The organism is Dactylosporangium sp. CA-139114 (genome assembly GCF_050955725.1).
Classification (GTDB): domain Bacteria; phylum Actinomycetota; class Actinomycetes; order Mycobacteriales; family Micromonosporaceae; genus Dactylosporangium.
The window spans coordinates 4321065-4335267 of the sequence record NZ_CP192080.1; the positions used below are offsets into that span (position 1 = coordinate 4321065).

Here is a 14203-nt window from a genome sequence, read left to right on the forward strand (position 1 = left end):
TGTGGGACCCGCTGCGGCCCGCGCTGCCGGCGCGCCTCGCCGACGTGCGCACGCTCGACCTCCCGGGCTTCGGCACGTCCCCGGCCGCGGGCGCCGCCTCGGTGCCCGCGCTCGCCGACTGGGTCCTCGCGGCCGTGCCGCCGCCCTTCCACGTCGCCGGCAGCTCGATGGGCGGGGGGCGTGGCGCCCGAGCTCGGCCGGCGCGGGGCGGCGCTGTCGGTGACGGCCTTCGCGCCGGTCGGCCTCTGGGGCCCGGTGTCGCGGCGCTGGTGCCAGGCCTCGGTCGCCGCGGCGCGGGCCTGCGCCCGCTCGTGCGGGCCGGCGCTGCCGCGGCTGGCGTCGACGGCGGCGGGGCGGGTCGCGCTGTTCGGGCTGTTCTTCGGGCACCCGGCGCGGGTCGATCCGGCGGCCGGCGTGGCCGACGCGCGGGCCCTCGCGGCGGCGCCCGGCTTCGCGGCGGCCCGGGACGCCTTCGCGGGGCACCGGTTCGGCGACGCCGGGGCGCTCGCGGACATCCCGGTGACGGTCGCGTGGGAGTCGCGGGACCTGATCCTGCCCGCGTTCCAGGCGCGCCGGGCCCGGCGGCTGCTGCCGGGCGCCCGGCATGTGCGGCTGCGAGGCTGCGGTCACCTGCCGTTCAACGACGATCCGCACGCGTGTGCGGGGCTGGTCGCCGCCACGGCGTCGTGAACCGGCGCCTGCCGCCAGCCGCGGCGTGGTGCCCGGCAGGTGCGGCTGCGGGGCTGCGGTCATCTGCCGTTCAACGACGATCCGCTCGCGTGTCCGGGGCCTGGTCGCCGCCACGGCTTCGTGAACCGGCGCCTGCCGCCAGCCGCGGCGTAGCTCTTCACTCCGGCCACCGCGAAGGCCGGTGCGCCCGGTCCGGCTCGGTGTGGCTTCGCGGAAACCGGCCCAGGCCGGGCGCCCTGGCGGGAGTGAACCGGCGGACCAGACGCCACCCAGCGCCACGAGCCGGCAATACCGGTTCCGCCGATGAGCGACGGTCCGCAGGTGACGCGGCCCGAGCCGGGAAGCATTTCCGCCATTTGCCCCTTGACGCATTCCCTTATCGGCATATGATTGGCGCATGGCACGAGCGGCTACCACCACGGACGCCTTCAACGCCGTCGCGGAGCTTCGGCGGCGGCAGATCCTCGACCTGCTCGCCCAGGGCGAGCGGCCGGTCGGCGACTTCGTGGACGTGCTCGGCCTCACGCAGCCCCAGGTGTCCAAGCACCTGCGCGTGCTGCGCGAGGTCGATCTGGTGCGGGTGCGCGAGGTGGGCCGGCAGCGCGTCTACCGGCTCAACCCCGGGCCGCTCAAGCCGCTCTACGAGTGGCTCGCCACCTACGAGCGGCGCTGGAACGAACGATTCGACCGCATGGACGACGTCCTGGACGACCTCAAGGCGAAGGAGACCGACAATGGCGACGACCACCAGGGGCACGGCGAAGGTCACGCTCCCGACCGACCGGCAGATCCTCATCACCCGTGAGTTCAACGCGCCCAAGGCGCTCGTGTGGCGGGCCTACACCGAGCCCGAGCTCGTGAAGCGCTGGTGGGGCGCGGGGATGGGCGAGATGCACTCGGCCGAGATCGACCTGCGCGTCGGTGGCGCGTGGCGGTTCGTGCAGCTCACCCCCGAGGGCCACGAGGTGGCGTTCCGCGGGGTCTACCGCGAGGTCGAGGCCCCGGACCGGCTGGTGAACACCGAGGTCTTCGAGGGCCTGCCCGACCCCGACGCGCACACCGGGCTCGTCACGGTCACGCTCACCGAGACCGGCGGGCGGACGCTGATGGAGATGCGCTGCGAATACGGCGACCAGGAGACCCGCGACGCGATCGTCGCCTCGGGCATGGAGGCGGGGCTGCAGCGCTCCCTCGATGCCCTGGAGTCGGTCACGGTGTCGCTCTAGGCCCCCGGGCGGGCGTCGCTCCAGGCCTCAGAGCAGGCGTCGCTCTAGGTCCTCAGCAGCGGCGGCAGGGCGAACAGCATGACCATCGACCACGTCACGTGGGTGAGGATCGGGGCCAGGATCCCGCCGGACGCGCGGCGCTGCAGGCCCAGCACGGTGCCGAGCACCGCGGCGGCGAAGACCAGCATCGGGTTGGCCGTCGCGATCGTGGCGAGGGCGTAGACGACGGTCGAGATCAGCACCGGGTGGCGGCGGCCGATCGCGGCGAACAGGGCGCCGCGGAAGAAGACCTCCTCGGCCAGGCCGTTGAGCAGGGTGACCACGGTGATGGGGACGATCGCGCCGTAGCGGGCGTGGTCGAGCACCTCGCCGGTGAAGTCGCGCAGCGGCGGGATGTGCGCCACGACCAGCGCGCCGGCCACGAACACGCCCCCGACGAGCAGGCCCGTCGCGATCGGGGTCAGCACGGGGCGGTGCAGCCGGTCGCGGTAGAGGATGCGGCCCAGGTGCAGCCGGCCCGACAGCAGGCTGCCCGCCACCCAGGTCGCGGCGACCGCGAGCGTCGTGGCGTAGAAGAGCGGGTCGCCGGGGCGGATCGTCAGCGACCAGCCGAGCAGTGCCGCGCCCACGACGAGGGTCACCGCGACCACGATCCGGCGGCGGCGGAAGGCCGCGTCCGGCTCGTCGTGGGTGCGCGGCACGGGGTCGACGAACGCGGCCCGGGCCAGCGCCCGCAGGGCCCTCACGAGCCGCTCACGCCCAGCTCCGCGCGGACCGCCCGGACCCGCTCGCGGGCGGCGTCGGCGGCGTCGGCGGCCGTGCGCGCGGTCGCGGCGGCCTCGGTCGCCGCGTCCGCGCTCCGCCGCGCCTCCCGGTCGGCGAGCTCCGCCTCGCGCTCGGCCAGGGCCAGCCGCACCGCGTCGTCGTAGCCCAGCGCCGGGCCCGGGAACAGCTCGGCGATCGGGTGCTCGCGCACCACCGTCTCGGCGCTGAGGGAGTCCACGAGGGTGCGCGCGGTCGGGATGTCCACGTCGGTGACGAGCGAGAGCCACATCGACGACAGTCGCGGGGTGAGCAGCGGGACGGTGACGTTGGGCAGGTGCTTGCCGCGCACCGCCGCCACCCGCTGCAGCATGTCGGCGAAGCTGAGCACGTCCGGGCCGCCCACCTCGAAGACGCGGCCGCGCGCCGCCGCGCTGTCCGCGACGCCGGCGAGGTAGCGCAGCATGTCCGGCAGCGCGACGGGCTGGGTGCGGGTGGTGACCCACTGCGGCGTGATCAGCGCCGGCAGGTGGTCGACGAGCTGGCGCGTGATCTCCCACGAGATGCCGCCGTGCCCGACGATCACCGCCGCCCGCAGCGTCGTCACCGGCACCGGACCGGCGGCCAGGATCTGCTCGACCTCGCGCCGCGAGCGCAGGTGCTCGGAGAGCGCGTCGCCGTCGGCGCCGAGGCCGCCGAGGTACACGATCCGCTCCAGGCCCGCCTCGGCGGCCGCGGCGGCGAAGTGGCGCGCGGCGGCGGCGTCGCGCTCGACGAAGTCGTCGAGGCCCAGGGAGTGCACCAGGTAGTAGGCGACGTCCACGCCCTCGAGCGCGCCGCGCAGGCTCGCCGGGTCCGTGACGTCGCCGGCGACGGGCTCGCCCTCGCCGGTGTACTGCCCGGGCCGGCGCGTCATCGCGCGCACCCGGTGCCCCTCGGCGAGCAGCCGCGGGACGAGTCGCGACCCGACGAACCCGGAGGCGCCGGTCACCAGGACGGTCAAGGTCATGTCTTCTCTGATACCACGGCGACGGAACGTTCATGCCCCGCGGCGCCCGGGCGCACCGGCGGTCGTCCCGGGCGTTGCGTATCGGCGGCGACTCGGATATGTTAGCGCTCACATTCACGACGTTCCATCCGTACCGCCACACGGAATGAGGTCGAGAAACCATGCGCAAGGCCCTCCTCGGGGCCGTCTTCGCCGGGGCGCTCGTTGTGAGCGCTCTCGTCGGGGTCGGCACCTCGCAGGCGGCGACGTCGCAGCCCTGCGACATCTACGCCGCCGGCGGCACGCCCTGCGTCGCCGCGCACAGCACCACCCGGGCGCTCTACGGCACGTACGGCGGCCCGCTCTACCAGGTCCGGCGGGCGTCGGACAACGCCACCCAGGACATCGCGCCGGTCTCCGCGGGCAGCTACGCCAACGCGGCCGCCCAGGACAGCTTCTGCGCGAACACGTCCTGCGTGATCACGATCATCTACGACCAGTCCGGCCGCAACAACCGGCTCACCCAGGCCCCGCCCGGCGGGTTCAACGGCCCGGCGGCCGGGGGCTACGACAACCTCGCCAACGCCACCGCGGCGCCCGTGACGATCGGGGGGCACAAGGTGTACGGCGTGTTCGTCGCCCCGGGCACCGGCTACCGCAACAACAACACCAACGGCATCGCGACCGGCGACCAGCCCGAGGGCATGTACGCGATCTTCGACGGCACGCACTACAACGGCGGCTGCTGCTTCGACTACGGCAACGCCGAGCGCAACAGCCGGGACAACGGCAACGGCACCATGGAGGCCATCTACTTCGGCAACATCAAGGTCTGGGGCTACGGCACCGGCAACGGCCCGTGGATCATGGCCGATCTCGAGAACGGGCTGTTCTCGGGCGCGAACCCCGGGTACAACAGCAACGACCCGAGCATCGCCAACCGGTTCGTGACCGCGATCGTCAAGGGCGAGCCGAACCACTGGTCGATCCGCGGCGCCAACGCGCAGTCCGGCGGCCTGTCGACCTTCTACAACGGGGCCCGGCCCAACGCGTCCGGCTACAACCCGATGAAGAAGGAGGGCGCGATCATCCTGGGCATCGGCGGCGACAACAGCAACGGCTCGGCCGGCACCTTCTACGAGGGCGTCATGACCTCGGGCTACCCGAGCGACGCCACCGAGAACTCGGTCCAGGCCAACATCGTCGCCGCCAACTACAACACCTCCGGGCAGGGCAGCGGCACCACGCTCACGCCGGGCCAGTCGATCTCGCTGCGGGCGACGACGGCGTGCTGCACGACGCGGTACATCAGCCACTCCGGCAGCGCCGTGAACACCGCGGTGGTGAGCGCGTCGAGCGCGGCCACGGACAAGGCCAACGCGTCCTGGATCGTGCGCGCCGGGCTCGCCAACGGCTCCTGCTACTCGTTCGAGTCCAGGAACACCGCCGGGCAGTACCTGCGGCACCAGAACTACCAGATCTCGCTGCAGGCCAACGACGGCAGCGCCCTGTTCGCCCAGGACGCGACGTTCTGCTCCGAGGCCGGCAAGAACGGCCAGGGCAACGCGTTGCGGTCGCTCAACTTCGCCGACCGCTACATCCGCCACTACAACAACCTGCTCTACATCGCCAGCAACGGCGGCTCGAACGCGTGGGACGCCACGGCGCTGTGGTCCGACGACGTGAGCTGGGTCGTCACCGCCCCCTGGACCCCCTGAGCCCCTTTTCCGGCATCCATCTTTGCAGGATCCATCGAAGTCGGTAAGTTCTGGCGATATGAGGTCTCGCATCGTCGTGATCACGCTCGGACTTGCCGTCGTCCTCGGTGCCGGCGGCTTCGGATGGCCGCCGGCACCGTCGTGGCGGCTGCTCGACACCGGCTCCACCGCGCGCCTGCGCGGCCTCGCCGCCGTGAGTGACCGGGTGGCCTGGGCCTCCGGCACCGAGGGCACCGTCCTGCGCACCGTCGACGGCGGGCGCAGCTGGCGCTCCTTCGGGCCGCCGGACACCGCCGGCCTGCAGTTTCGCGACATCGAGGCCTTCGACGCCGAGCACGCCGTCGTCCTGTCGATCGGCAATGGCGAGGACTCCCGGGTCTACCTCACCGACAACGGCGGCCGCACCTGGACCGAGACCTTCCGCAACACCGACGAGGCGGCGTTCTACGACTGCTTCGCGTTCTTCGACCGCCGCCACGGCCTCGCCCTCGGCGACCCGGTCGACGGCCGTTTCCAGCTCCTGGCCACCGAGGACGGCGGCCGGCACTGGGCGCCGCGGCGCGCCGACATGCCCGCGGCCCTCGACGGCGAGTTCGCCTTCGCCGCCAGCGGCACCTGCCTCGTGACCGCCGCCCGCCCCGGCCCGGACGCCTGGTTCGCCACCGGCGGCGGCTCCGCGTCCCGCGTCCTGCACACCGCCGACCTCGGCCGCCACTGGACCGTCGCGACCACCCCGATCCCGTCGGGCGCCTCGGCCGGCATCTACTCCCTCGCCTTCCGCGACCGGGCGCACGGCCTCGCGGTCGGCGGCGACTTCGCCGCGCCGGCCGCGGCCCCGGACGCCGCCGCCAGCAGCCGCGACGGCGGGCGCACCTGGACGGTCGCGCGCACGGTCCCCGGCGAGTACCGCTCCGGCGTGGCCTGGCGCTCGCCCCGCGACGACACCGCCTACGCGGTCGGCCCGACCGGCAGCGACTGGACCCGCGACGGCGGCCGCACCTGGACCCGCTTCGACACCGGCAGCTTCGACGCCGTGGCCTGCGCGGACGGCGCCTGCTGGGCGTCGGGTGCACTCGGCCGCATCGCCCGCCTGCGCTGACCGGGCGCCGCGCATGACACCACCGTCGCAGCCTCGCACCGCCCCCGACGCCGGCCGGGAGCGGGACGAGATCGTCGCCTACTACACCGAGCGCTACCGCGAGGACCTCCGCCTCGACCGCCGCCCCCAGGCCCGGCTCGAGCGCGCTCGGACCCTGCAGCTGCTGGGCGAGCTGCTCCCGCCGCCGGGCGCGAGCGTCCTCGACGTCGGCGGCGGCACCGGCGCCTACGCGCGCGAGCTGGTCGCGGCCGGTTACCGCGTGCGGGTCGTCGACCTGGTGCCGGCCCACGTGGAGCAGGTGCGCGGCGGCGACCCGCCGATCGAGGCCGAGGTCGGCGACGCGCGGGCGCTGCGCTTCGGCGACGGGGAGTACGACGCGGCGCTGCTGCTCGGGCCGCTGTACCACCTCGGCGAGCGCGCCGACCGGGTCGCGGCCCTGCGCGAGGCGGTGCGCGTGACCCGGCCCGGCGGGCGGGTGGCCGCGGCCGTGATCTCGCGGTTCGCCGGCCCGCTGGACCTGGCGGCCACGGACCGCTTCGACGCGCGCGTGCTCGCCGAGGCCCGCACCCTGCTGACCGACGGGCGCAACGACCCCGCGTCCGGCTTCACGCACGCGTACTTCCACCGCCCCGAGGAGATCCTCGGCGAGTGCGCGGACGCGGGCCTGACCGGGATCGCGCTGCACGGCCTGGAAGGTCCACTGTGGACGGCGGCCGAGGCCGCCGCGGGCGGCCCGGCCGCGGACGCGGTCTACGCGGCGGCGCTGGAGCTGGCCCGCCTCTACAGCACCGAGCCGTCCCTGGTCGCCGCGAGCGGCCACCTGCTCGCGACCGGCCTCGCCCCATGAGCCTGGTCACGGCGTTCACGAGCCTGCTCGGCGTGCGGCATCCGATCGCGCCCGCCCCGATGGGCGGGTCGGCCGGCGGGGCGCTCGCGGCGGCCGTGACCCGGGGCGGCGGCCTCGGGCTGCTCGGCGCCGGGGGCGGCGACCCCGAGTGGCTCGCACGGGAGCTGCCCCTGGTCGCGGACCTCGGCGATCCGAGCCCGTGGCTGCCGGCGGTGCGCGCGGCCGGGGCGGGCGCCGCGCGGCTCCGGTCGCCGTGCTCGGTCCAGCTCAGCCGCCGGCCGTCGGGAAGACGCGTCTGCCTGGGTCCGCTCACCTTCGCCGTGTGTACGCTTCCGGGACCATGGAACCGTTTCCGCTCCCGCCCTGCGAACCCGGCGGCCAGGATCTGCGCGAGGTGGCCGCGGCCGTCGACGCGTGGGCGGCGTCGCCCGCGATGGGGGAGCTGGTGGGTGAGTTCGGCGGCGCGGCCGGGCAGTCGCTCGCGGAGCTGGCCGGGTTCTGCGCGGTGTGGGACTACCGCGGCGGCGTGAAGGAGCGCTTCGACACCGAGCGGATCGACTTCGAGCCGGAGCGGGACCGGCGCGTCCGTGACCTGCTGCACGCGCTCGGGATGGGCGGGCGGCCCGCCCCCGCGCACCGGGCGTACGATCACGTGCTCGTCCTCGGGGGCGGAATCCGGGTGACCCTCGGGCGGACCGACTACACGGCCCGCCTGCTCGCCGCCGGGCTCACGACGCGAACGCTCACCGGGCTCGCCAGCCTGCGGTGGCGCGACGACCGCGAGTTCCGCGAGGGGGCGCGGCTCGGGCTGGGGCCCGTCGACACCGAGGCCGACATGATGGCCGAGGCGTTCAAGCGGTTCCTCGGCATCGGCGAGCCCGCGGCGGTGCACGAGCATCACCGGTCGTGGGCCGGCGGCATCCACGTGCTCGCGGCGCCCTCGACGCGGCCGGGGCTGCGGGCCAACACGGCCGACACGCTCACCGGGTGGGCGGAGATCGTCGAGCGGCCGCGCCCCGGCGACCGGGTTCTGCTCGTCACGAACGCGCCCTACGTGCGCCACCAGCACTGTGATGCGATCCGGCTGCTCGGCACGCGGTACGGCTGCGGCATCGAGACCGTCGGCTTCGACGATGCCGCGATGACCGAGTGGGGGCGGCCGCTGAGCACCACCGAGCTGCTGCAGGAGGTGCGCTCGTCCATCCTGGCCATGAGCAACCTGCGGCGGCACGCTCAGGACAGCGCGGCGACCACGTCCCGGTAGGCGTCGGTGCCGACGCTGAACGCGCCGTAGTACGGGAAGTTCATCTCCACCACCAGGTAGAGGTTGGTGGCGATGACCGCCGAGGCCAGCACGAGCAGGGTTCGGCGCACCGCGGTGTCGTCGAGGCCGAACAGCGGGCACAGCGCCAGGATCGCCAGCGTCGCGATGAGCACGCCGATCCACATGACCGGGGACATCTGGCGGTCGTCGGCCTCGGACTTCGCCGCCTGACGCATGGCCTCGGCGTGGCCGATCGTGCTCAGGGCGTCGGTGACGAACGCCTTCTGCGCCTCCGTCGCCGGCTGCAGCGCGGCGATGACGCCGGTCAGGTGGTCGAGGTCGGCGATGCGGCGCGGGTCCGGGTCGGCGTTGAGGTGCGCGGGCCAGCCGGCGATGATGTCGCCCTCGTAGCGCACGATCTCCGCCCGGATCGAGCGCTGCACGTCGGCGCCGAAGACCGCACTGCCCGGCACGAGCGGGGTCAGCGCGACGGCCTCCTCGCGGGCCGTGTCCTGCGCGTCCTTGTAGCCCTCCCACAGCGACACCACGCACAGCCCGATGACGATCGCGTAGGCGACGCCGACGGTGGCGACGATGACGCCGGTGACCTCGTTGTGGCGCTTGAGCCGGCGGTGCGCCAGGCGCCGGTGCACGAGGGTGTCGAAGGCGAGCGTGAGGCCGGGCAGCCCGGCGATGAGCAGGACCCCGACGAGCCATGCCGGGACGTCCCGCACGAGCCACAATTCCACGCGATCACACGGTAACGGGCCCCGGGTGCGGCCGGCCCAGAACACGCGATCCGGTCACCCATGGTGATCATCTTGCTACGGTCGGCGCCATGAGCTCGCAGGCGCTGGACACCGCCCTGACCCTCGAACCCGGACGAGCGCATCCGTTCGGGGCCCGATGCGACGCCGAGGGCGTGAACTTCGCGCTCTTCTCGGAGCACGCCACCGGAGTCGAACTGCTGCTGTTCGACTCGTACGACGCCGAGCGGCCCGCGCAGACGCTCCGGCTCGACCCGCTGACCAACCGGAGCTTCGCGACCTGGCACGGCTACGTGCGCGGGCTGCGGGCGCCGGCCTTCTACGCCTTCCGCGTGAGCGGCCCCGGGGGCGGCGGCCACCGCTTCGACCCGCAGAAGGCGCTCATCGATCCCTACGCCAAGGGCGTCTCCCGCGCCCGCTGGGACCGCGACGCGGCCTGCCGCCCGGGCGACAACACCGCGAGCTCGCTGCGCGGCGTGGTCATCGACGTGGACGCGTACGACTGGCGCGGCGACCGCCCCCTGAACCGCCCGCTCGCCGACCAGGTGATCTACGAGCTGCACGTCGGGGGCTTCACGCGCTCGCCGAGCGCCGCGGTGGCGCACCCGGGCACGTTCGCCGGCGTGGTGGAGAAGATCCCGCACCTGCGCCGGCTCGGGGTCACCGCGGTCGAGCTGATGCCGGTCGCGGACTTCGACGACACCGTCGGCAACTTCTGGGGGTACAGCACCGCGGCGTTCTTCGCCCCTCACGCGCGGTACACCTGCAACCCTCAGAGCGCGGGGCACCTGGACGAGTTCCGGGACATGGTGCGGGCCCTGCACGCGGCCGGCATCGAGGTGATCCTCGACGTGGTGTTCAACCACACCGACGAGGGCAACCACCTCGGCCCGCTGTTCGCCTTCGCCGGCCTGGACAACGCGAACTACTACCACCTCGACCCGGCCGACCCGCGGTACTACGCCGACTACTCCGGCTGCGGCAACACCCTCATGGCCAACCACCCCATCGTCACCAAGCTCATCCAGGACTGCCTCGAGTTCTGGGTGCGCGACATGCACGTGGACGGGTTCCGCTTCGACGAGGCCGCGGTGCTCACCCGCGGGGCCGGCGGCGCCGTGCTCGACGAGCCGCCGGTGGTCTGGCAGATCGAGCTGTCCGAGATCCTCGCCGACACGAAGATCATCGCGGAGGCGTGGGACGCGGCCGGCGCCTACGAGGTCGGGCGCTACCCGGGCTACCGCTGGGCGGAGTGGAACGGCCGCTTCCGCGACACCATGCGCCGGTTCGTGCGCGGCGACGCCGGGCTCGTGGGCGAGGTCGCCGACCGGCTCGGGGGCAGCGCGTCGCTCTACCAGGCCCGCGGGCACACCCCGTCCAACTCCGTCAACTTCGTCACCTGCCACGACGGCTACACCCTCGCGGACCTGGTCTCCTACGACCACAAGCACAACGAGGCCAACGGCGAGGGCAACCGCGACGGCAACGACGACAACATGAGCTGGAACTGCGGCGCGGAGGGCCCGACCGGCGACCCCGCCGTGCTCGCGCTGCGTGAACAGCAGATGAAGAACCTGGCGACCCTGCTCATGCTGTCCCGCGGGGTGCCGATGATGCTCGCGGGCGACGAGTTCGCCCGCACCCAGCAGGGCAACAACAACGCGTACTGCCAGGACAACCCGATCGGCTGGGTCAACTGGCACCTGGCCGGCGGCAACGCCGGACTGCTGCGCTTCTGGCGCGGCCTCATCGCCTTCCGCGACCGTCACGCGGCCCTGCGCGCCGCCGAGTTCTACACGCCGGACGAGGCGGCCTGGCACGGCACCGACCTCGGCACCCCGAACTGGTCCGACCCGCAGGCCCGGGCGCTGGCGTGCACCGTGCGCGGCCGCGCGGGCGGGCCCGACCTGCACGTCATGATGAACATGTACTGGGAGCCGCTGGACTTCCAGATCCCCGTCGACGGCCGCCGCTGGGCGCGCGCGATCGACACCGCCCTGCCCGCGGGTGACGACCTGCGCGACGAGGGCGCCGAGCCGGCCGTCGCCGGTCCGCACTACACCCTGCGCGGCCGCAGCATCGCCGTTCTGCTTTCCCACGCGTAAGAGGAGCCACCCCGTGCCCAACGCCATCGACTTCACGTTCTCCGATCTCATCGCGGGCTACGTCATCAGCTACGACGAGCACAGCCGCACCATCGAGCTCAACACCTCCGACGGGCGCCCCTACCGGATCACGCTCACCGCCACCACGACGGCCGAGATGGTGCGCAACCTCGGTGACGGCTACCTCGACGCGACGGCCCAGCTCGGCAAGATGCTGCAGCACGGGCGCCTGGTGCACGTCTACGGCATCTTCTACCCCCAGCCGGAGCACACGGCGTTCGAGGCCAAGCACGTGCTCATGTTCGGCAAGGAGCCCGACGAGTTCCGGTTCGAGGCGCCCGGCTGGTGGGTCGACCAGATCGCGCGGATCGCCGACTTCTACCTCGACGAGGAGTTCGGCCCGGGCGCGACCGCGTTCGACTACCGCGCCTACCGCACCGACCTGTCGATGGAGGGCGCGAAGACCGGCCTGGCGCGCCAGGAGACCGACACCGTCTCCCGGCTCGTCTACGGGCTGGCCACCGCGCACCTCATGACCGGGCGGGAGCGGTACCTGCGGGCGGCCGTCGCGGGCGCCAACTACATGATCGACAACCTGTGCAGCATCGACCGGGGCCAGCAGATCGCGTACTGGTACCACGCGCTGGTCATCAACCCCGACGGCACCGAGCGCAAGATCTTCGCCTCCGAGTCCGGCGACGACTACGACGCGATCCCGTGCTACGAGCAGATCTACGCCCTCGCCGGGATCACGCAGGTGTACCGCATCACCGGCGACCCGCGCCTGCGCGAGATCATCGACCTGACCGTGAACCTGTTCCAGCACTACTTCAAGGACCCCGAGCGGGGCGGGTACTACTCCCACATCGACCCGGTCACGTTCGACCCGCACAGCCCGTCGCTCGACGACGGCACCCGCACCAACGCCGGCCGCAAGAACTGGAACTCGATCGGCGACCACATCCCGGCGTACCTCATCAACCTCTACCTGGCCACGGGGGAGCGGCGCTACGCCGACGAGCTCGCCCAGCTGTGCGACATCATCACCGAGCACTTCCCGGACTACGACAGCAGCCCGTTCGTGCAGGAGAAGTTCCACGGCGACTGGAGCCACGACCGCGACTACGGCCAGCAGCTCGACCGGGCCATCGTCGGGCACAACCTGAAGATCGCGTGGAACCTGACCCGGGTCAACAACCTGCGCCCGAACGCCGGCTGGGTCGCCTTCGCCCGGCGCATCGCCGACGTCATGCCCGCCGTCGGCATGGACCGCCAGCGCGGCGGCTGGTACGACATGGTCGAGCGGCACACCGCGCCCGGCGAGAGCGTGCACCGGCTCGTCTGGCACGACCGCAAGGCCTGGTGGCAGCAGGAGCAGGGGATCCTCGCCTACCAGATCCTCGACGCGGTCTTCGCGCACCCGTTCTACAACAAGTACGCCCGGGAGAGCTCCGCCTTCTACAACGGCTGGATGCTCGACACCACGGCCGGCGGCGTGTACTTCAACGTGCTCGCCAACGGCAACCCGTTCATGCTCGGCGGGGAGCGCAGCAAGGGCTCGCACTCGATGGCGATGTACCACAGCGCCGAGCTGTGCTACCTCTCCGCCGTCTACCAGAACCTGGAGACCGAGGGCCAGCCGCTGGAGCTGTACTTCGCGCCACGGCCGGGCGCGTTCGGCGGGACCCTGCGCGTCGCGCCCGACCTGCTGCCGCCCAGGACGGTGCGCATCGCGCAGGTGTGGGTCGACGGCCACGAGCACGCCGACTTCGACGCCGACGCGATGACGGTGAACCTGCCGCACAGCACCGAGCCGCAGTCGGTGCGCGTGCGCCTGACCGGCCGGACGGTCGCGTTCAGCGCCGACACGCTGCGCATCGGCGACGGTACCGCGAAGATCAGCCTCGCCGGGTCCCTCACCCCGCCGCGGATGGCGGTGCTGCGCTCGGCCCTGGAGGGCGCGCTCGAGCACGGCTGCCGGCGGCTCGAGCTCGACGCGGCCGAGCTGGTGTACCTCGACCCGGAGGCGACCCGCTACCTGGCGATGCTCAAGCAGCAGCGCGAGGTCGAGCTGCACGTCGCCGGCGCGGCCGGGCAGGTCGAGCAGGAGCTGCGCGACAGCCGGCTCGACCAGGAGCTCGTCCGGTGAGGCTCGCCGGCCACCGCATCGCGGTGCTCATCGAGAGCGACTTCTACGAGCACGAGATCTGGTACTACTCCTACCGCTTCCCGGAGGAGGGCGCCGAGGTGCACTTCCTCAGCCGGCTGTGGGGCCAGCCGCGGCTCACGTTCACCGGGCACGAGTACAAGGCGCCGTTCGTGTGCGAACGATCCTTCGAGGAGCTCGACGACGCGGCGCTGCGCGGCTACTCGGCGATCATCGTGCCCAGCGCGTTCGTCTCCGACCGGCTGCGCTACAGCGAGGACCTGCACGACCTGCCACCGGCGACACGGCTGCTGCAGCGGGCCTTCGCCGAGCCCACGATCGTCAAGGGCGTCATCTGCCACGGCCTGTGGCTGCTCTCACGGACCCCGGAGCTCGTCCGCGGCCGCGAGGTGACGTGCCATCCCAACCTGTACGGCGACGTGCTCAACATGGGCGCGCGCTACGTCGACCGGGACGTCGTCGTCGACGGCGACCTCGTCACCGGGCGCACCGGCGCACAGGCCGGCCTCTTCGCCCGGGCCGTCATCGACCGGGTCGCGGCCGCGGTCCCGGCGCCGGTGTGAGGGGGAG

General features: G+C 73.2%; 12 protein-coding genes and 1 pseudogene. 10 read left to right on the plus strand and 3 right to left on the minus strand.

Translation table 11 applies throughout. The features are described from left to right. The first annotated feature begins 180 nt into the window (after positions 1-180). From ACQP2P_RS19645 to ACQP2P_RS19655, 3 genes and pseudogenes are all read left to right on the plus strand, one after another. A complete protein-coding gene (locus ACQP2P_RS19645) occupies positions 181-690 on the plus strand; it encodes an alpha/beta fold hydrolase (RefSeq protein ID WP_433617968.1) in 510 nt (169 codons plus the stop codon). 397 nt (positions 691-1087) lie between these two features. Further along, positions 1088-1423 (plus strand): annotated as a pseudogene (locus tag ACQP2P_RS19650) (ArsR/SmtB family transcription factor); the annotation flags it as partial. A 1-nt stretch (position 1424) separates the two neighbouring features. Beyond that, positions 1425-1916 carry an SRPBCC family protein gene (locus ACQP2P_RS19655; protein WP_433617970.1) on the plus strand — a complete coding sequence of 164 codons (492 nt, stop codon included), beginning with the start codon at positions 1425-1427 and terminating at the stop codon, positions 1914-1916. A gap of 44 nt (positions 1917-1960) precedes the next feature. Here the strand turns inward: ACQP2P_RS19655 and ACQP2P_RS19660 are convergent, their stop codons facing one another. Both ACQP2P_RS19660 and ACQP2P_RS19665 read right to left on the minus strand, forming a co-directional pair. After that, complete coding sequence (locus ACQP2P_RS19660; RefSeq protein WP_433617972.1) at positions 1961-2662, minus strand: lysostaphin resistance A-like protein; 702 nt, start codon at positions 2660-2662, stop codon at positions 1961-1963. Then, positions 2659-3687: an NAD(P)H-binding protein gene (locus ACQP2P_RS19665; RefSeq protein ID WP_433617973.1), complete on the minus strand. Its 1029-nt coding sequence runs from the start codon at positions 3685-3687 to the stop codon at positions 2659-2661. Before ACQP2P_RS19665 ends, ACQP2P_RS19660 begins: the two co-directional genes overlap by 4 nt. A 161-nt stretch (positions 3688-3848) precedes the next feature. Between ACQP2P_RS19665 and ACQP2P_RS19670 the strand changes: the two genes are divergently transcribed. From ACQP2P_RS19670 to ACQP2P_RS19685, 4 genes are all read left to right on the plus strand, one after another. Then, positions 3849-5384 (plus strand): alpha-L-arabinofuranosidase B, encoded by a 1536-nt coding sequence (locus ACQP2P_RS19670; protein ID WP_433617975.1) that lies wholly within the window; start codon positions 3849-3851, stop codon positions 5382-5384. Positions 5385-5442: 58 nt separating this feature from the next. Beyond that, entirely contained in the window at positions 5443-6483 is a 1041-nt protein-coding gene (locus ACQP2P_RS19675; RefSeq protein WP_433617977.1) for a WD40/YVTN/BNR-like repeat-containing protein, read from the plus strand. Positions 6484-6496: 13 nt separating this feature from the next. Beyond that, positions 6497-7330 carry a class I SAM-dependent methyltransferase gene (locus tag ACQP2P_RS19680; RefSeq protein ID WP_433617979.1) on the plus strand — a complete coding sequence of 278 codons (834 nt, stop codon included), beginning with the start codon at positions 6497-6499 and terminating at the stop codon, positions 7328-7330. A 340-nt stretch (positions 7331-7670) separates the two neighbouring features. After that, positions 7671-8594: a hypothetical protein gene (locus ACQP2P_RS19685; protein ID WP_433617981.1), complete on the plus strand. Its 924-nt coding sequence runs from the start codon at positions 7671-7673 to the stop codon at positions 8592-8594. Here ACQP2P_RS19685 and ACQP2P_RS19690 read toward each other — a convergent pair. Then, on the minus strand, positions 8564-9343 hold the full coding sequence (locus ACQP2P_RS19690) for a hypothetical protein (protein ID WP_433617982.1): 780 nt from the start codon (positions 9341-9343) through the stop codon (positions 8564-8566). The two genes, ACQP2P_RS19685 and ACQP2P_RS19690, sit on opposite strands and share 31 nt — an antisense overlap. Positions 9344-9432: 89 nt before the next feature. Between ACQP2P_RS19690 and glgX the strand changes: the two genes are divergently transcribed. From glgX to ACQP2P_RS19705, 3 genes are read left to right on the plus strand one after another with little or no spacing between them, the layout of a single operon-like run. Then, positions 9433-11466 (plus strand): glycogen debranching protein GlgX, encoded by a 2034-nt coding sequence (gene glgX, locus ACQP2P_RS19695; protein WP_433617984.1) that lies wholly within the window; start codon positions 9433-9435, stop codon positions 11464-11466. 13 nt (positions 11467-11479) lie between these two features. Continuing rightward, positions 11480-13615 (plus strand): AGE family epimerase/isomerase, encoded by a 2136-nt coding sequence (locus ACQP2P_RS19700; protein ID WP_433617986.1) that lies wholly within the window; start codon positions 11480-11482, stop codon positions 13613-13615. Further along, positions 13612-14196, plus strand: coding sequence for a DJ-1/PfpI family protein (locus ACQP2P_RS19705; protein ID WP_433617988.1), 585 nt, complete (start codon positions 13612-13614; stop codon positions 14194-14196). Before ACQP2P_RS19700 ends, ACQP2P_RS19705 begins: the two co-directional genes overlap by 4 nt. Positions 14197-14203: the final 7 nt, after the last annotated feature.